The sequence below is a fragment of the Nocardiopsis sp. LDBS1602 genome, from assembly GCF_035818715.1.
Taxonomy (GTDB): Bacteria; Actinomycetota; Actinomycetes; order Streptosporangiales; family Streptosporangiaceae; genus Nocardiopsis; species Nocardiopsis alba.
This window is the reverse complement of record NZ_JAYLVW010000001.1, coordinates 82,101-100,654: the sequence shown is the minus strand read 5'-3', so window position 1 is coordinate 100,654 and position 18,554 is coordinate 82,101. Positions and strand designations below refer to the sequence as shown.

General features: G+C 70.8%; 13 protein-coding genes, 1 pseudogene and 1 riboswitch. Of the genes and pseudogenes, 10 read left to right on the top strand and 4 right to left on the bottom strand.

Annotated elements, in window-relative coordinates; genetic code table 11:
* Window positions 1-46 precede the first annotated feature (46 nt).
* From U9J66_RS00435 to nrfD, 5 genes are all read left to right on the top strand, one after another.
* Complete coding sequence (locus U9J66_RS00435; RefSeq protein WP_202421906.1) at window positions 47-916, top strand: sigma-70 family RNA polymerase sigma factor; 870 nt, start codon at window positions 47-49, stop codon at window positions 914-916.
* Window positions 917-1,194: 278 nt separating this feature from the next.
* Window positions 1,195-1,458 carry a PLDc N-terminal domain-containing protein gene (locus U9J66_RS00430; RefSeq protein ID WP_014911446.1) on the top strand — a complete coding sequence of 88 codons (264 nt, stop codon included), beginning with the start codon at window positions 1,195-1,197 and terminating at the stop codon, window positions 1,456-1,458.
* Window positions 1,459-1,651: 193 nt separating this feature from the next.
* The gene (gene fdh / locus U9J66_RS00425) at window positions 1,652-4,900 is read left to right on the top strand and encodes a formate dehydrogenase (RefSeq protein WP_161112264.1); all 3,249 of its coding nucleotides are present in this window, start codon (window positions 1,652-1,654) and stop codon (window positions 4,898-4,900) included.
* A 3-nt stretch (window positions 4,901-4,903) separates the two neighbouring features.
* Entirely contained in the window at window positions 4,904-5,788 is an 885-nt protein-coding gene (locus U9J66_RS00420) for a 4Fe-4S dicluster domain-containing protein (RefSeq protein ID WP_326336626.1), read from the top strand.
* Window positions 5,785-6,852 carry an NrfD/PsrC family molybdoenzyme membrane anchor subunit gene (nrfD, locus tag U9J66_RS00415; protein WP_161112265.1) on the top strand — a complete coding sequence of 356 codons (1,068 nt, stop codon included), beginning with the start codon at window positions 5,785-5,787 and terminating at the stop codon, window positions 6,850-6,852. The genes U9J66_RS00420 and nrfD overlap by 4 nt, the downstream gene beginning before the upstream one ends.
* 55 nt (window positions 6,853-6,907) lie before the next feature.
* Here nrfD and U9J66_RS00410 read toward each other — a convergent pair.
* The 3 genes and pseudogenes from U9J66_RS00410 to U9J66_RS00400 all read right to left on the bottom strand — a co-directional run bounded on the left by U9J66_RS00410 (window position 6,908) and on the right by U9J66_RS00400 (window position 12,169).
* A pseudogene (locus U9J66_RS00410) lies at window positions 6,908-8,717 on the bottom strand (thiamine pyrophosphate-requiring protein).
* Window positions 8,718-8,756: 39 nt separating this feature from the next.
* Window positions 8,757-9,941, bottom strand: a complete 1,185-nt coding sequence (locus U9J66_RS00405) for an alcohol dehydrogenase catalytic domain-containing protein (RefSeq protein ID WP_161112267.1) — start codon at window positions 9,939-9,941, stop codon at window positions 8,757-8,759.
* A 137-nt stretch (window positions 9,942-10,078) separates the two neighbouring features.
* A complete protein-coding gene (locus tag U9J66_RS00400) occupies window positions 10,079-12,169 on the bottom strand; it encodes a catalase (RefSeq protein WP_161112268.1) in 2,091 nt (696 codons plus the stop codon).
* 366 nt (window positions 12,170-12,535) lie between these two features.
* Between U9J66_RS00400 and U9J66_RS00395 the strand changes: the two genes are divergently transcribed.
* Window positions 12,536-13,366 (top strand): sigma-70 family RNA polymerase sigma factor, encoded by an 831-nt coding sequence (locus tag U9J66_RS00395; protein WP_042285707.1) that lies wholly within the window; start codon window positions 12,536-12,538, stop codon window positions 13,364-13,366.
* A gap of 56 nt (window positions 13,367-13,422) precedes the next feature.
* Here U9J66_RS00395 and U9J66_RS00390 read toward each other — a convergent pair whose 3' ends face one another.
* Entirely contained in the window at window positions 13,423-14,385 is a 963-nt protein-coding gene (locus tag U9J66_RS00390; RefSeq protein WP_326336625.1) for a threonine ammonia-lyase, read from the bottom strand.
* A gap of 50 nt (window positions 14,386-14,435) precedes the next feature.
* On the opposite strand from U9J66_RS00390, the gene U9J66_RS00385 reads away from it, so the two are divergent.
* From U9J66_RS00385 to U9J66_RS00370, 4 genes are all read left to right on the top strand, one after another.
* Window positions 14,436-15,029 (top strand): flavin reductase family protein, encoded by a 594-nt coding sequence (locus U9J66_RS00385; protein ID WP_017535217.1) that lies wholly within the window; start codon window positions 14,436-14,438, stop codon window positions 15,027-15,029.
* 98 nt (window positions 15,030-15,127) lie between these two features.
* Window positions 15,128-15,308, top strand: a riboswitch (cobalamin riboswitch).
* A gap of 25 nt (window positions 15,309-15,333) precedes the next feature.
* Window positions 15,334-16,380 carry an ABC transporter substrate-binding protein gene (locus U9J66_RS00380; RefSeq protein WP_326336624.1) on the top strand — a complete coding sequence of 349 codons (1,047 nt, stop codon included), beginning with the start codon at window positions 15,334-15,336 and terminating at the stop codon, window positions 16,378-16,380.
* Window positions 16,381-16,386: 6 nt separating this feature from the next.
* Complete coding sequence (locus U9J66_RS00375) at window positions 16,387-17,484, top strand: FecCD family ABC transporter permease (RefSeq protein WP_014911660.1); 1,098 nt, start codon at window positions 16,387-16,389, stop codon at window positions 17,482-17,484.
* Complete coding sequence (locus U9J66_RS00370; protein WP_326336623.1) at window positions 17,481-18,542, top strand: FecCD family ABC transporter permease; 1,062 nt, start codon at window positions 17,481-17,483, stop codon at window positions 18,540-18,542. The genes U9J66_RS00375 and U9J66_RS00370 overlap by 4 nt, the downstream gene beginning before the upstream one ends.
* The last annotated feature ends 12 nt before the right edge of the window (window positions 18,543-18,554 follow it).

Genomic DNA, 18,554 nt, shown 5'->3' with positions numbered 1-18,554 from the left:
ACCCGTCGAGAGTCGACTCGTACACCGATGGACCGGGAGGCTCCAGATGCACTCGTCCGTGAGCACCACCGCACCCACGAGGGAAGAGCACGCCTCCGGTGGCGAAGCGCCCCGCGAACCCTCCTCGGAGGCCTCCGCCGAGGAACTCCTCTCGGTGTTGACGGAGCTGGATCAGGAGGATCCGCTGGCCGTGCGCCTGCGTGAACGCGTCATGGCGCACTACGGGCCGCTACTGAATCGCATCGCCCACCGTTATCGGGGCCGCGGCGAAGACGTCGAGGACCTGCGACAGACCGCCCATCTGGGGCTGGCCAAGGCCATTCGCGGCTACGTTCCCGGGCGGGGCGGGGCCTTCATCTCCTACCTTCTGCCCACGGTCACCGGGGAGATCAAACGCCACTTCCGCGACCACACGTGGGCGGTCCACACCCCCCGGGACCCCCAATCCCGCCGACCCCGTATGAGACGTGCGCGCGGAGAACTGGAACAGCGGCTGGCCCGCACCCCGTCCAACGCCGAGATCGCCCGGGAGATGGGGCTGGAGGTCGAGGACGTCGAAGAGATCCTCCTGGTCTCGGAGGCCTACAACACGCTCTCTCTGGACGGCCCCGAACCCCACGGGCAGGACACCTCCATCTCCTGGCACCGGTATCTGGGTGTAGAGGACCACGAACTCGGCCTCGTGGTCGATCGTGTGTCGGCGTGCTCCGCCCTCCGGAGACTCCCCTCTCGAGAACGGCACATCCTGAAGCGCCGTTTCTTCGACGAGTGGAAACAGGACCGTATCGCCGAGGAGGTGGGCTGTTCCCAGATGCACGTCTCCCGGCTCCTCTCGGGCGCGCTGAGCAGACTCCGTCGAGAGTTGACCGAGGAGGGCCCTCCGCCCGCCGGCCGTCCCGGGCGACCCCGCGTATGACCCCCTCCTCCATTCGGCCCAGGGGGTCGTCCATTCGGACGACCCGGCCCCACCTCCCGCGACCTGGAGCGTTCTCCCAGCTCAGCCGGAGGGCATCGACGAAAGTCGGCCCCTCCCCTCGACCATGGAGACGCACCCGGCCGTCCGGCCGCCTTCGAAGGAGTGCGCGCATGGGGTCCCGCAGGCGGATGTGGCGAAGGGTGACGCGAACCTAACGTGGTCCACGTACCCGGCGGCCGAGATACGGACCGCCGATCGAACGGAGAAGGACCCCGAACATGACGACGGTCGTGAACATGCTGAGCGGCGCCACCGACGAGACCCTGATCGCCATCGTGCTGGGCGCTCTGGTGGTCCTGGGCTTCCTCGCGGTGGTCGGACTGGTCGTCGCCGCGGTCTTCAGCATCCTCTTCTCTCAGCTGGACGGGGGCATGAAGATCGTCTGGCTGATCCTGGTCATCCTCGCACCGGTGATCGGCGCGCTCCTGTGGTTCCTCATCGGCCGCAGTCGGAGCCGCAGCCGCCCCGCCTACTACCGCTGACCTCCCCCTCCCCTGAGCGGGGGCACGGCACGCCGAACGAGCGGCGGTCGGGACGATCCACGAGGATCGGCCGACCGCCGCTCGGCGTTTTCCCGTGCAAACCTCCCCTTTCTGACGCACGGTGGAGATCCGTGCCCTGATCCGATCGGGGCGCGAACACATCGAGGGCCCGCGCGGGTCCGGGGGGTGTTCCATGAGCGTGTGGACGTGGCTCGCTTCGTGGCCGGTGTTGCGTCAGGCCACCGGTGAGGACAGAACGGGCCGGGGCGCGGCCGTCAGGTCGGAGGAGACCGAACGAAAACGCCCTCGTATCGCGGACGCCGACCGGGTGGTGAAGTCGGTCTGTCCCTACTGCGCGGTGGGCTGCGGGCAGAACGTCTACGTCCGCGACGAGAAGGTGATCCAGATCGAGGGGGACCCCGACTCCCCCATCAGTCGGGGTCGGCTGTGCCCCAAGGGGTCGGCGAGCCTCCAGCTGACCACGGGCCCGGCCCGCCGGGACCGGGTCCTGTACCGCCCGCCCCACGGCACCGACTGGGAGGAACTGGACCTGGAGACCGCCATGGACATGGTGGCCGACCGGGTCCTGCGCACCCGCGAGGAGACCTGGGAGGAGGAGTACGCCGGTCGGCGTGTGGCCCGCACCCTCGGGCTGGCCTCCCTGGGCGGCGCGACCCTCGACAACGAGGAGAACTACCTCATCAAGAAGCTCCTCACCGCTCTGGGCGTGGTCCAGGTGGAGAACCAGGCGCGGGTGTGCCACAGCTCCACGGTGGCGGGCCTGGGGACCTCCTTCGGTCGGGGCGGGGCGACCATGTTCCTCCAGGACCTCCAGAACTCCGACTGCATCGTAATCGAGGGCTCCAACTTCGCCGAGGCGCACCCGGTGGGGTTCCAGTGGGTGATGGAGGCCAAGGCGCGCGGGGCGGTGGTCATCCACGTCGACCCGCGCTTCAGCCGTACCAGCGCCCTGGCCGACCTGCACGTGCCCATCCGGGCCGGTACCGACATCGCCTTCCTCGGCGCGATCATCAACCACGTCCTCACCGAGGAGAGGTACTTCCACGACTACGTGCTGGAGTACACCAACGCGGCGACCATCATCGAGGAGGACTTCCGGGACACCGAGGACCTGGACGGGGTCTTCTCCGGATTCTCCGAGAAGGACCGCTCCTACGACGTCTCCTCCTGGGGGTACGAGAACGTGCGGGTGGCGGCCGCGGCCGGCGACCGCTCCCATCACGTCTGGGAGGGGGACGAGCCCGCCGTCGGTCACGCGGGCCGTCCCGAACAGCACGGATCCGGCGGGGCCGTCCTGCACGAGGGGGCCCGTCAGGACCGCACCCTCACCGACCCGCGCTGCGTCTTCCAGATCCTCAAACGCCACTACTCCCGCTACACCCCGGAGATGGTGGAGGAGGTGTGCGGCATCCCCCGGGAGGTGTTCCTGCGGGTGTGCGAGCACCTCACGGAGAACTCCGGCCCCGACCGCACCAGCGCCTTCTGCTACGCGGTGGGCTGGACCCAGCACACCGTCGGCTCCCAGTACATCCGCACCGCCTCCATCCTCCAACTGCTGCTGGGCAACATCGGCAGGCCCGGAGGCGGGATCCAGGCCCTGCGCGGCCACGCCAGCATCCAGGGCTCCAGCGACGTGCCGACCCTGTTCGACCTGCTGCCCGGCTATCTGCCCATGCCGCACGCCTACGAGGAGGAGACCCTCGACGACTACATCCGCGCGGCCGGCTACCCGCACAAGGGTTTCTGGGCGGGCATGAAGTCCTACACCGTCAGTCTGCTCAAGGCCTGGTGGGGCGAGCACGCCACCGCCGAGAACGACTTCTGTTTCGGCCATCTGCCCCGGCTGACCGGTTCCCACAGCACCTACGACACCGTCATGGCGCAGATCGAGGGCGCCTGCAAGGGGTACTTCCTCATGGGGGAGAACCCCGCCGTGGGTTCGGCCAACAGTCGGGCCCAGCGCTTCGGGATGGCCAACCTGGACTGGCTGGTGGTGCGCGACTTCTCCCTCATCGAGAGCGCCACCTGGTGGAAGGACGGCCCGGAGATCGAGTCCGGGGAGATGCGCACCGAGGACATCGGCACGGAGGTGTTCTTCTTCCCGGCCGCCGCGCACACCGAGAAGTCCGGCACCTTCACCAACACCAACCGCACGCTCCAGTGGCACGACCGCGCGGTGCTCCCCTCCGGGGACCGGCGCAGCGATCTGTGGTTCATGTACCACCTGGGGCTGCTGATCCGTGGCCGGCTGGCCGACTCCGAGGACCCCAAGGACCGGCCTGTCCTCGATCTGACCTGGGACTATCCCTTGGAGGAGGGCGACGAGCCCAGCGCCGAGGCGATCCTGCGCGAGATCAACGGCCACGACGCCGACGGGCGCCCGCTGAGCGGCTACACCCGGCTGAAGGACGACGGCTCCACGAGCTGCGGCTGCTGGATCTACTGCGGGGTCTTCCGGGACGGGGTCAACCAGGCCGCGCGCAAGAGACCCGGGAACGAACAGGACTGGATCGCCGCCGAGTGGGCCTGGTCCTGGCCGGACAACCGCCGGATCCTGTACAACCGGGCCTCCGCCGATCCCGAGGGACGACCCTGGAGCGACCGCAAGGCCCTGATCTGGTGGGACGAGGACAGCGGACGCTGGACCGGCTACGACGTGGCCGACTTCGAACCGGACAAGGCGCCCGGCCACCGGCCCTCCGAGGAGGCCCGGGGCGTGGAGGCGCTCAGCGGGGTGGACCCGTTCATCATGCAGGCCGACGGCAAGGGGTGGCTGTTCGCCCCGGCCGGGCTCAACGACGGTCCGATGCCCACGCACTACGAGCCGCAGGACACCCCGTTCGACAACCCGCTGTACGGGCGCAGGAGCAACCCCACCCGGCTGCTCTACCCGCACGAACTCAACCGCTACCACCCTGCGCCGAACACGCCCGGGGCGCTGGTGTACCCGTACGTGGTGACCACCTACCGGTTGACCGAGCACTTCACCGCGGGCGGTATGAGCCGTTGGACCCCGTACCTGGCCGAGCTCCAACCGGAGTTCTTCTGCGAGGTCGGCCCGGAGCTGGCGAAGGAGCGGGAGTTGGAGCACGGAGGGTGGGCCACCATCGTCACGGCGCGCAACGCCATCGAGGCCCGGGTCCTGGTGACCGACCGCATGCGGCCGCTGCGCGTCCAGGGCAGGACCGTGCACCAGATCGGCATGCCCTACCACTGGGGGCCCAACGGCTACTCGACCGGTGACGCCGCCAACGAGCTGATGTCCATCGCGCTGGACCCGAACGTGCACATCCAGGAGGTCAAGGCGCTGACCGCCGACATCCGGCCCGGACGACGGCCGAGGGGCCCGGATCGGGTCGCTCTGGTCGAGGAGTACCGGCGCAGGGCCGGGGTCACCGAGCGGACCGGAACGGAGGGCTGAGCGATGACGACGGACGAACGGCCGCCGCGCAAGGGGTTCTTCACCGACACCAGCGTGTGCATCGGCTGCAAGGCCTGCGAGGTGGCCTGCAAGGAGTGGAACTCCGTGCCCGAGGACGGGCTCGACTTCCTGGCCTCCTCCTTCGACAACAGTGGACGCCTGAGCGCCGACACCTGGCGCCACGTGGCCTTCATCGAGCAGCGCGCCCCGTTGGGACACCAGGACTCCGGGGTGGGGCGGCCCGAGGGCACGGCCGGCCCGGTGGACCTGGGCATGCCGGCCTTCGAGCCGCCGGGGGCGGGCGAGGGCGGCGGGCAGGGCGACTTCCGCTGGTTGATGTCCTCGGACGTGTGCAAGCACTGCACGCACGCCGCCTGTCTGGACGTGTGCCCCACCGGCGCGCTCTTTCGGACCGAGTTCGACACCGTGGTGGTGCAGGACGACATCTGCAACGGATGCGGCTACTGCGTTCCGGCCTGCCCCTACGGGGTGATCGACCGCCGCGAGGTCGACGGGCGGGCCTGGAAGTGCACCCTGTGCTACGACCGGATCGGCGACGGCCTCGAACCGGCCTGCGCCAAGGCCTGCCCCACCGACTCCATCCAGTTCGGCGACGTGGACGAGTTGCGCGAGCGGGCGAAGCGCCGTGTGGAGGACCTCCACGAGGCGGGAGTGTCCTCGGCCCGGCTGTACGGGGAGGATCCCGAGGACGGCGTGGGCGGCGCGGGGGCGTTCTTCCTGCTCCTGGACGAGCCCGAGGCGTACGGTCTGCCGCCGGACCCGGTGGTGACCACGAGGGACCTGCCGTCGATGTGGCGGCACGCCGGCGCGGCCGCGGCGGTGCTGTTGGCGGGCGCGGCCGTCGCGTTCGCGGGGAGGCGTTCATGAGCAATCCGGACCGTACCGGCGAGGGCCCGGGCGAGGCGGGACACGAGGCGATCACCGGATCCATCGACGCGCTCCCCGAAGGACGGCGCGGCGGCCGTCGGGGGCGACGGCGTCGGGGCGAGGAGACCCGCGTACCCGACGCGGAGTTCCGCTCCTATCACGGCCGTCCGGTGCTCAACCAGATCGTGTGGGAGGCCCGCGACATCGGCGGCTACCTGTTCCTGGGCGGTCTGGCCGGGGCCTCGTCCGTGCTGGCGGCGGGGGCGCAGCTCACGGGCCGTCCGGCCCTGGCGCGGCCGCTCAAGTACACCGCGCTGGTCGCGATCTCCGGGTCGACGGCGGCGCTCATCCACGACCTGGGGCGTCCCGAACGGTTCCTCAACATGCTGCGGGTGTTCAAACCGACCTCGCCGATGAGCATGGGCACGTGGATCCTGATGTGCTACGGCCCCCTGGCCGGGGCGGCGGCGGTGACCGAGGCCACCGGGTGGTTCCCCCGGCTGGGGCGGGCCGCCACGATCGGCGCCGGTCTGACCGGACCTCTGGTGGCCACCTACACGGCGCCGCTCATCTGCGACACCGCGGTGCCCGCCTGGCACGAGGGGTACCGGCAGATGCCCTTCGTGTTCGCCTCCTCGGCGGCGGCCGCCGCCGGCGGTATGGGGCTGGTGGCCGCCCCGATCGAACAGAGCGGCCCCGCCCGTCGGGCCGCGGTCTGCGGAGCCTTGGGCGAGGTCGCGACGTCCACGTACATGGAGCGCCGTATGGGGCTGGTGGGCGAACCCTACGAGCGCGGCCGCGCCGGGGCGCTGACCCGGGCCGCCAAGGCGCTCTCCCTGGCGGGGGCGGTCGGCGCGGTCCTGGGGCGTCGGAGCCGCGCGGTGTCGGCCCTGAGCGGTGCCGCGCTGGTGGCGGGCTCGGCCCTGACCAGGGCGGGGATCTTCCAGGCGGGGGTGCAGTCGGCGGCCGATCCCAAGTACACCGTGGTCCCGCAGCGGCTCCGGTCGGAGGAGCGAGCGGCCGAGGAGGCCCGCGAACCGGCCGGAGCGGGCGCCTCCGGATGAGGCCCGCCCCCGCGCCCCTTCGAGAAGGGCGCGGGGGCGGTGTCCGTTCGAGCCCCTAACGACCGTGGGGGAGGAACTCCTGGAGCTTGGTGGCCAGCCCGCGGGCGGCCACTCCCCTGGCCTCGGGGTCGCCCGACAGGAGCGCCCTCACGGTGTCGGAGACCTGTTCCCATTCGGCCTGGGGCGGGATCGGCGGCACGTTCCCGTCACAGTGCACGTCGATGACCACCGGCCCCTGTGCCTCCAACGCCCGATCCCAGGCGGGGCCGACCTCGTCGGGCCGCTCCACCGTGATCCCCACCAGCCCCACGGACTCGGCGAAGGCCGCGTACGACATGTCGGGCAGGTCCTGCGAGTAGGGCGTCTTGGGAGAGCCGCCCATCGCGCGCAACTCCCAGGTGACCTGGTTGAGGTCGTTGTTGTGCAGCACGCACACCACCAGCCTCGGGTCGTCCCACAGCTCCTGGTAGCGGCGGGCGGTCAACAGTTCCATGAGCCCGTTCATCTGCATCGCGCCGTCGCCCACGAGCGCGATCACCGGGCGGGTGGGCGCCGCGAACTTGGCGCCGATCGCGTACGGCACCGCGCACCCCATCGTGGCCAGGGTGCCCGAGAGCGAGCCCCGGTTGTCCTCCCCCATGTCCAGGAAGCGGGCGTACCAGTTGGTGACCGAACCCGAGTCCGCGGTGACCACGGCGTCCTCGGGCAACCGCCGTGAGAGCTCGCGGACGGCGAGCATCGGGTTGACGGGGTCGGCCGAGACCTCCGCCTGGGCGTCCAGGACCGATCTCCATCGCCGCACGTTCCGTTCGATCGTGGAACGCCACCGCTCCCGACGGCCGTGCCGGTCATCGGGCGGGTCCAGCCGTTCCAGGAGCGCGCGCAACGTGCTCTTGGCGTCTCCCACCAGGTTGACCTCGGTGGGATAGCGCATGCCGATGAGACGCGGATCGATGTCGATCTCCACCGCCCGACGCCCGAACGGAGGCAGGAACTGGGTGTAGGGCATGTTGGAGCCCACGATGAGGAGCGTGTCGCAGTCGCGCATGAGCTCCCACGAGGGCCGGGTCCCCAACAGGCCGACCGCGCCGGTCACCTGGGGCAGGGTGTCGGGGAGCACGTCCTTGCCCAGGAGCGCCTTGGCGATACCGGCCCCGGTGGCGTCCGCCAGGGCCAGCACCTCGGGGGCCGCGCCTCGGGCCCCCTGCCCCACCAGGATCGCCACCCGCTCCCCCGCGTCGATCACCACGGCCGCGCGGTCGAGCTCGCTCTCGGGCGGCAGCACGCTTCCGGGGCCGACCACCCGGTCCGGGGCGCTGGAGGGCACGTGCTTGAAGGCGTGCTCGGGCGGCTCGTAATCGAGTTCCTGCACGTCGGCGGGGATGATCACGGTGGCCGGCGCCCGTTCGGACAGGGCCGCGCGCATGGCTCGGTCCAGCACGTTGGGCAGCTGCTGCGGCACGTTGACCGTCTCCAGGAACGCCGACGAGACGTCCTTGAAGAGACTGTGCAGGTCGATCTCCTGCTGGTAGGCGCCGCCGACGGCGCTTCGGGAGGCCTGGCCGATGATCGCCACCACCGGCACGTGGTCGAGCTTGGCGTCGTAGAGGCCGTTGAGCAGATGGACCGCGCCCGGACCTCCGGTGGCCATGCACACCCCGGGCCGGTCGCCGAACACGGCCCTGCCGACCGCTTCGAAGGCGGCCATCTCCTCGTGCCTGCTCTGGACGAACCTCGGCCCGTCCTCGATCTCGGCCAGTTGAGCGACCAGCCCGTTGACGCTGTCCCCGGGGGTAGCCGAAGATCTCGGTGACGCCCCATCGGGACAGTCGGCGCAGTAGATGGTCGGCGACGTTCCGCGTCATGTTCCGTTCCTTCCGTATCGGCTCCTCCCGCCCGGTCGCTCAGGGCCGGAAGAGCACCTTGAAGGTCCCGTCCCGCTTCTCCTGGAAGTTCCGGTAGGCCTCCGGGGCCTCCTCCAGGGACAGGTGGTGGGTGGCGAAGTCCTCCACCCCCAGCACGTCCTGTTCGTCCAGTAGCGGAAGGATGTCCGGGGCCCAGTGCCGAACGTTGGCCTGCCCCATCCGCAACCGGATCTGTTTGTCGAAGAGCGTGAGCATGGGGAGCGGATCGGTCATGCCCCCGTAGACGCCGGACAGGGAGATGGTCCCGCCCCGACGGACCAGGTCGATGGCGATCTGGAAGGCCGCCAGACGGTCCACGCCGGCCGTCTCCATCAGCTTGGCCGCCGCTCCCTTGGGCATCCAGGAGACCGCGCGCTGGGCCAGCCGCGCCGTTCCGTGCCCCTGGGCCTCCATACCGACGGCGTCGATGACCGAGTCCGGACCCCGGCCGTCGGTGCGCTCCCGGATCTGCTCGACGAGCTCGTCGGTATCGCTCGGCAGGTCGAACACCTCGACGCCGCGCGCCGCCGCGCGCGCACGCCGTTCCGGGACCGGATCGACCCCGAAGACGCGATCCGCCCCACGGTGCAGCGCCACCCGGCACGCCATCTCCCCGATCGGCCCCAGCCCCAGGACCGCCACGGTGCCCCCGTCGGGGATCTCCGCGTACTCGACCCCCTGCCAGGCTGTGGGAAGTACATCCGACAGGTACACATAGCGGTCGTCCGGCCCCTGTGAGGGGACCGGGATCACGTTGTCCTTCGCTCGCGGCACCCGCAGGTACTCCGCCTGCGCCCCGGGCACCGAGCCGTAGAGGGCGCTGTAGCCGTAGATGCTCGCCCCCATGCCCCGGCTCTCCACCCGCGTGTTGTCGCACTGGGTCTGGAACCCGGTCTCGCACATCGGACAGTGGCCGCAGGAGATCTGGAAGGGGACGACGACCCGCTGTCCGGGCGCCAGGCCCGTGGCGTCGGGCCCCACCTCCTCGACCACGCCCATGGGCTCGTGTCCGAGGACGTCCCCGGCGTTCATGAACGGCCCGAGCACCTCGTACAGGTGCAGGTCGGAGCCGCACAGCCCGGAGGAGGTGACCCGGATGACGGCGTCGTCGGGCCGCTCGATCCGAGGGTCGGGGACCGTCTCGGTCCTGACGTCGCGTGTACCGTTCCACACCACCGCGCGCATGCTTCCCCCTGGTCTCGAAGGTCCCTGAACGAGGGGCGCCCCGCCCGGCCCCCGAACCGGGCGGAGCCCTCTCTCCCTCTTCCTCGATGGTCCGTGGGCGACGGCCCCCTCGCGTGAGAGACCGTCGCCGTGACGTGTCAGGCCGAGACGGCGCCCGTGGGCCGCTCCCAGTGACGGTGCAGCCCGATGAGTCGCGCGAACTCCTCGATGAACTCCGTGTCCACCGCGGGCGAGCGCACCACCCCTTCGTGGGTCACCGTCTCCAGCGGCGGGGTGGCCAGCTGACCGGACACCCCCGTGCCCGTGAGCAGCGCCGTCCCCTGGCCGAGGGCCGCGATCGTCTTGTTGTGCTTATAGGCCTCCAGGACGAAGTGCCGGGCCTCCCCGTCCTCCTCCAAGGCGTCGACCGAGTCCGCGCCGCCGGGGATCGCCACCGCGTCGTACAGGACCGAGGAGACGGTCGTGTAGGAACGGTCCAGCGCCAGGTCTCCTCCGTCCCGGGTCCGCACGGATCCGTCGGCGCGCGCGAGGAGTTCGACCACCGCGCCCTTCGCCACGAGGGCGTCCCTGATCGCCTCGACGGCGTCGCCGTCCACCCCGTCGCTCAAGAGCACCGCCACCTGGCGGCCGGTCAGGTCGCCGAAGGCCGTGTTCGCCTGGCTGAGCGCGGGCGAGGAGCTCTCGTGCCCTCGCGTCCCTGGGTCCTCGGGCGGTTCCACCCCGATCCCCTCGGCGACGGCGACGGCGAGCCCGTGGTCCACCTCCACCAGGTTGGCCACCACCCGCTGCCGGATCGAGAGCTCCTCGCACTTGCCCAGTTCGAAGCGGAAGGCCGCCACCAGGTGCTCCCTCTCCCAGTCGGCGAGGCTGTTGAGGAACAGCCGGGCCTGGGAGTAGTGGTCCTTGAAGCTCTCCGCCCGGCGGCGGATCTTGTTCCCCTCGACCTTCTCCGTGTAGTGGCGGTACACGTTCTCGTCGGCCAGGGCCGGGCAGCCGCCGCCCAGCGAGTTCGGGTAGTAGGAGGTCCCGCCCCGGTGCACGCGGTGCTGGGCGAAGCCGTCGCGCTGATTGTTGTCGACCCGGGCCACCGGTCGGTTGACGGGGATCTGCTGGAAGTTGGAGCCGCCCAGCCGCAGCAGCTGCGTGTCCAGGTAGGAGAAGTTGCGGGCCTGGAGCAGGGGATCGTTGGTGAAGTCGATCCCCGGGACCACGTTGGCGGTGTGGAAGGCGATCTGCTCGGTCTCGGCGAAGAAGTTGTCCGGGTTGCGGTTCAGGACCATCCGGCCGATGGGCCGTACGGGCACCTGCTCCTCGGGGATGATCTTCGTGGCGTCCAGCAGGTCGAACGAGAAGTCGTGCTCGTTCTCCTCGGGCACCAGCTGCACCCCCAGTTCCCATTCGGGGTACTGGCCGCGTTCGATGGCCTCCCACAGGTCGCGGCGGTTGTAGTCGGGGTCCTTGCCCTGGATGCGCTGGGCCTCGTCCCACACCAGAGAGTGGGTCCCCAGGATCGGCCTCCAGTGGAACTTGACGAAGGTGCCCCGCCCCCGCTCGTCGACGAATCGGAAGGTGTGCACGCCGAAGCCCTGCATGGTGCGGTAGCTGCGCGGGATCGCCCGGTCCGACATCAGCCACATGATCATGTGGGTGGTCTCCGGTTGCAGCCCCACGAAGTCCCACAGGGTGTCGTGGGCCGATTGCGCCTGGGGGATCTCGTTGTGCGGTTCGGGTTTGACCGCGTGCACGAAGTCGGGGAACTTGATCCCGTCCTGGATGAAGAAGACCGGCATGTTGTTGCCGACCAGGTCGTAGTTGCCCTCTTCGGTGTAGAACTTGACCGCGAAACCGCGTACGTCGCGCACCGTGTCGGCCGAGCCGCGTGAACCGGCCACCGTGGAGAAGCGGACGAAGACCGGGGTGGTGACGTCGGGGCCGCTCAGGAAGTGCGCGGCGGTGAGGTCGGACAGGTCCTCGTAGGGCGTGAAGTGTCCGTAGGCGCCCGCTCCCCTGGCGTGGACCACCCTCTCGGGGATGCGTTCGTGGTCGAAGTGGGTGATCTTCTCCCGGGCGTGGAAGTCCTCCAGCAGCGTCGGTCCGCGCTCGCCGACGCTCAGGGAGTTGTCGGTGTCCTCGACCCTGACCCCGGTCTCGGTGGTCAGCGGTCCTCGCGACTCCGTGCGCTCCGCGTCGAGCTGCCGGTCCTTGGCGTCACGTTCGGCGTCTGCCATGGTCGAACCCTCCTGTCGGACGATGCTCGGGACGATGGGGGCCTCATGGTCCGCCCTGACCGGAGGGAGCGATCCGCAAACGTCCCGGGCGGCGACTCCTCGCCCTCCGTCCACTTCTCCCCCATGGGGCGCCAATACCTGACAGACCGGGGTCAAGGTCGTGTTCCCGTGTTTTCCCAGCGTGCGGCCCTGGGCATCCCCAGGGGGATACCCGCGGGCGCGGAACCGCTCGACGCCCGCCGTTCCCGCCCCGTCCGGGGGCCACCTTCCGTCCGGGCCCACCCGGCCTCGGACCTCTCCACATCGAAGAACGCCCGTGTTCGCGGCGCTCCGACGTGACCGCGTCCCATGGACAGGAGGTTCACCATGCCGACTTCCCCCGCGACCACCACCCCCGTCGGGCGGGTGCCCGGCCCCCGTCGCGAGCCTCCGGAGGACACCTCCACCGAGGACCTGATCTCACTACTGAAGTCGCTGGAGCCGGAGGACCCTCTGGTCGGACGGCTGCGCGAGCGCATCACACGGCACTACCTGCCGCTCCTGAATCGCATCGCCCACCGTTACCGGGGGCGCGGCGAGCGGGTGGAGGACCTGCGACAGACCGCCCACGTCGGGCTGGCCAAGGCGATCCGCGGCTACTCGCCCGAACGCGGCCGGGAATTCGTCCGCTATCTCACGCCGACCGTGATCGGGGAGATCAAACGCCACTTCCGAGACCACACCTGGGCGGTGCACACCCCCAGGGACCCCCGCACCCGGCGGACCGAGATGAACCGGGTCCGTCGCGAGATGGAGCAGCGTCTGTCCCGTACCCCCACCCTCACCGAGGTCGCCCGCGAGATGGGGCTGACCGAGCGGGAGTTGGAAGAGGCCAGGCTGGTGTCGGAGGCCTACAACACCGTCTCGTTGAACGCCTCCGACCCCAGGGAGGAGGGGCCGACCACCGCGTTCGATCGGTACCTCGGGGTGGAGGATCCCGAACTCGACCTGGTCGTGGACCGCGCCGCCGTCCGTCCGGCGCTGCGGAGCCTGCCCCACCGGGAGCGGCTGATCCTCAAACGTCGGTACTTCGACGAGTGGACCCAGGCGCAGATCGCCGAGGAGATCGGCTGCTCCCAGATGCAGGTCTCCCGCCTGCTCGCGGGCGCCCTGCGCACACTTCGCGCGAGGCTGGGCGTGGGCCGCCGACCCGACTAGCGCCCGTGCCGGTGGGGGATCGCCCCCACCGGCACGACCGTTGACCGGGCTCCGGGTCAGTCCGGTTCCACCAGGCGGACGAACAGGTCCGGGTCGATGTTGCCGCCGGAGAGCACCGCGACCGTCGCCTCGGGCCGTCCCGGTATCGTCTCGACCTTCCCCGACAGCAGGGCGGCCGTCGACAGCGCGCCGCTGGGTTCGGCCACCAGCCGGGATCCGTGCGCCAGGGCCCGCACCCCCTCGGCGATCTCCTCCTCGGTCACGGTGACGATCGCGTCCAGCCGGTCCCGCAGATGGGCGAAGGTCAGGTCGGACAGGCACACGCGCACGCCGTCGGCCATGGTCCGGTAGGTGCGTTCGGGCTCCCAGGGGATCCGGCGCCCCTCCCGCAGGCTCTCGGCCGCGTCGGCGGCCAGCTCCGGTTCCACCCCCACGACACGGACCCGGCGCGGATGCACCGTCCACGCGGCCGTGACGACCCCCGAGGCCAGCCCGCCACCGCCGACCGGGACCACGATCGTGGTGACGTCGGGGGACTGTTCCAGGATCTCCAGTCCCACGGTCCCCTGCCCGGCGATCACCTGACGGTCGTCGAAGGGCGAGACGAAGGTCGCCCCCTCCTTCGCGACCAGATCCTCCACCGCCGATTCCCGCTCTGCCGGAGGCACCACGACCACGCGGGCGCCCAGGGCACGGATCCGGTACACCTTGGTCTCGGGCGCCCCCTCCGGGACCACCACGGTGCAGGCCACCCCCTCGCGTACCGCCGCCAGGGTGAGCGCCAGCCCATGATTGCCCGAAGAGTGGGTGACGACCCCGCGTTCACGTCGATCCCCGTCGAGCAGGGCCAACGCGTTGGTGGCGCCGCGCAGTTTGAACGCCCCGGTCGGTTGCAGACTCTCGGGTTTGACCAGGAAGGGGCGGTCGGTGTCGGGGCCGACCGTCAGGGGGGTGCGCACCACGTGCCCTTGGATCCTGGTGGCGGCGTCGTGTACATCCTGTGCTGTGACCGGTTCCATCCGGCGAGTATGCCCATGGCGGACCTCGGCACACGGGATAATCGGACCCGATGCGTACCGAATGGACACCCGCCGACCTCCCCGGCCGGGAATTCTACAAACTGCTGACGTCCGTGGTGGTCCCGCGCCCGATCGCGTGGGTCTCCACCACCTCCGAGGAGGGTGTGGACAACCTGGCTCCGCACTCCTTCTTCACGATCTCCTGTATCGAACCGCCGATCGTGCAGTTCACCTCGGTGGGCCGCAAGGACTCCCTGACCAACGTCGAGGCGACCCGCGAGTTCGTGGTCAACCTCGCCCCCGAACCCCTCCAGGACCGGGTGAACGCCACCGGCACCCGCTACCCGGCGGACGTGAGCGAGTTCGACGCGCTGGACATCGCCCGCGAACCGAGCGTCGAGGTCCGGCCTCCCCGGGTGGCCTCCTCCCCCGTGGCCCTGGAGTGCGCGCTGCACTCGACCCTGACCCTGGGCGACTCCACCGTGGTGTTCGGCCGTATCGTGCGGGCCGCCGTGGACAAGGGGTACCTCGACGGCGACCACCCCGACGTCGAACTGCTCCGGCCGCTGGCCCGACTGGGACGCAACGAATGGTCCACCCTGGGCGAGGTGCGTCGGATCGACCGCATCCCCTACACGCCCTGAGGGACCGAGGACATCGAACGCCCCCTCCTTCGCGACGGATCCGGAGGGAGTGGGGCGAACGGCATGTACTACGGTGTTCGCTGAATATCGACACAAGTTCATGTCGTCGACGTCGTAGTGCACGGGAAGCCGGTGAGATTCCGGCGCGGTCCTCGCCACTGTGACCGGAGGGCGCCTCCCATACGCCACTGGGCCGAACACGGCCCGGGAAGGGCGGAGAGCGCTGGACGAGAGTCCGACTCCGGGAGCCAGGAGACCGGCTGCGACCGTCCGCGTCATCAAACCACGAAGGATGGTTTGTTCGATGAAGCCCAGTGACGCGCGGGCTCTCCGCCGCCGTGTCCGTTCCGGTCTCGCCCTCGTTCTGGTGGCCACGCTCACCGCCTGCGGTGGGGCGATCTCCCCCGACGCCGAGGAGGCCGCCGGGGAGACCCTCCGCAACTGCGACGTCGACGTCCCCGCCGACGCTCCGCCGGAGCGGGTCTTCGCCGCCTACCAACCCGCCATCGAGATGGCGCACGCGCTCGGTATCGGCGACCGCCTGGTGGGCACGGCCTTCCTGGACGCCGTGGTCCTGGACGACTACGTCGAGGCCCAGGCCGAGCAGAAGTACTATCCGAACCTGCCGAGCCGTGAGGAGCTGCTCGACGCCAGGCCCGACTTCGTGCTGTCCGGCTTCACCGACGTGTTCACCGACGAGAGTCTGGGCACCCGGGCCTCCCTGCGCGAACTGGGCGTGGAGAGCTGGATCTTCTCGCCCCTGTGTCCCAGCGAGGACGGGCGCAGCGACGAGAGCATCGACCCGGCCGACGTGACCATGGACAACGTCTACGCCGACCTGCGGGACCTGGGGACGCTGTTCGACGTGAGCGAGCGCGCCGACGAGGTCATCGCCGAGATGCGGGCCACCGTCGACGGGGTCACCGAGACCCTGGAGGGTCGGGTCGACGAGGACGAGCGCCCCACGGTGATGATCGGCCGCCCCGGCGACCAGGGGTTCCACGTGGCGGGCGGCCCCGACTTCTCCACCGAGCTCATCGACCTGGCGGGAGGGGTCAACGCCTTCGCCGACCTCGACGGACGCCGTAACCACCAGGTCTCCGTCGAGGACGTCATCGAACGCGATCCGGACCACATCCTGATCGACGTGTGCTGCGACGCCGAGATGACCGCCGCCGACTCCGCCCCCGACATCGAGCGGATCATGGGCAACCCGGCCCTGGCCAACCTGACCGCGGTCACCGAGGACCAGGTGTGGGAGTTCACCTTCGCCGACCGTTCCGCCGGGGTGCGCAGCGCGCCCGCCGTGGCGACGATCGCGGAGATCCTCCACCCCGACCTGTTCGGGTAGGGCCCGGTGGCCGAACGTACGGCCGACGCGTCCCCCTCCCCCACCCGGGTCCTCCCGGTCCGGGGCCCTCGGAGCGACCCCGGCGGCCCCGGCCTGCTCCGGAGTCCCCGGGCCCGGGCCGTCGGGCTGGTGGTGGCCGTGGGGGCGCTCGCCGTGACCCTGCTGGCGTCGGTGCTGGTCGGTTACCGGTACCTGTCGCCGACCGAGGTGTACTCCGCCTACTGGAACTTCACCGGCAGCGACACCGACCTGGTCGTACTGCATCTCCGGGTGCCGCGCGCTCTCGCCGGGGTGGCCGTGGGCGCCGCCCTGGGCGTGTCCGGGGTACTGGTCCAGGGGATCACCCGCAACCCTCTGGGCGACCCGGGCATCCTCGGCATCAACTCGGGCGCCTCCCTGGCCACGGTCGTCGCCATCGGGGTGCTCGGGATCTCCGCCCTGCCGGTGTACGTCCTCTTCGCCTTCGGCGGCGCCGCCCTGGCCGCCGTCATGGTCCACCTGGTGGGTTCCCTGGGCTCCGGCGGGGCCGACCCGATCAAGCTGACCCTCGCCGGGGCGGCGCTCTCGGCGCTCCTGGGCTCGGTCACCTCGGCCCTGGTGCTGAGCGACCGGGCGAGCCTGGAGGAGTACCGCTTCTGGGTGGTGGGCTCGCTCTCCGGTTCGGAGGGCATGGGCGCCGTCCTGGGGCAGGCCGCTCCGTTCCTGCTCCTGGGGATGCTCCTGGCCTTCGGTTCGACCCGCGCCCTGAACGCGGTGGCGCTCGGCGACGACCTGGCCCGTTCCCTGGGCACCCGGGTGTGGGCGGTGCGCGCGGTGAGCGCCCTGGCTGTGGTGCTCCTCGCCGGGACGGCGACGGCGGTGGCCGGACCGATCGGGTTCGTCGGGATCGCGGTGCCGCACATCGCGCGTCTGCTCGTGGGCCCCGACCACCGGTGGGTCCTGCCCTGGTCGGCGGTGCTGGCGCCGATCCTGCTGTTGACCGCGGACATGGTCGGTCGGGTGGTGGCCCGACCGGAGGAGCTCCAGGTCGGCATCGTCACCGCGCTCATCGGCGCCCCCTTCTTCATCGTTCTGGTGCGTCGGCGAAGGGTGGCGGGCCTGTGAACGGATCACTCCTCTCGCGCGGCCCCTCCTCGGGGGTACTGCGCCGCGGTTCCCTGTCGGTACGTGTGTCCTGGCCGTCGATCCTGCTCGGCGGGGCCCTGACCGGCCTCGCCGCGGCGGTCACGGTGCTCTCGCTGACCGTCGGAGACTTCACCGTGGGCGCCGGGGAGGTCGTCGAGGCGCTCACCGGCCGGGCCGGGACGATGGTGACGCACGTGGTGGTGGAGATGCGCCTGCCCCGGGTGCTCACGGCCACGGGTGTGGGAGCGGCGTTGGCGCTCTCGGGTTCGCTACTGCAACGGCTCGCCCGCAACCCCTTGGTCAGCCCGGACATCATCGGGGTCAGCGCCGGGGCCACGACCGCGGCGGTCCTGGCCATCGTGGTCTTCGGCGGCACCACCCTGACGGTGACCGTCGGCTCCCTGGTCGGCGCGGTCTGCGCCGTGTCGCTGCTGTACCTGCTCTCCTACCGACGCGGGGTCGTCGGCAACCGGATGATCCTGGTGGGGATCGCGCTCTCGGCGATGGCGGGCTCGGTGACGTCGTACCTGTTGACCAGGACCGAGCTCTCCTCGGCCCAGCGCGCCATGGTCTGGATCACCGGCAGTCTGGCCAACCGGGAATGGCCGCACGCGATCACGATCTGGGCGGCCCTGGCTCTACTGGCCCCCGTCGCCTTCATGCTGTCCCGGTCGCTGGCCCTGCTCCAGCTCGGCGACGACATGGCGACCGCGTTGGGCTCCCGTGTCCAGGTCGCCCGCGCCGCCCTGGTGTTCACCTCCGCCGCGCTCGCGGCGATGGCCGCGTCCGTGGCCGGTCCGGTCTCGTTCGTCGCCCTGGTGGCGCCGCAGATCGTCCGTCGCCTGCTCGGCGCGGGTCCGGCGGGGCTCTTCCCCACCATGGTCTGCGGGGCCGTGCTGGTGGCCTGCTCGGACCTGATCGCGCGGACCGCCTTCGGCGGGGCCGAACTGCCCGTGGGGGTGATCACCGGGATCCTGGGCGCGCCCTACCTGCTGTACCTGCTGACCCGGAGGAACCGGGCCGGGCGGGGCGGGTGAACGTCGCCGGAG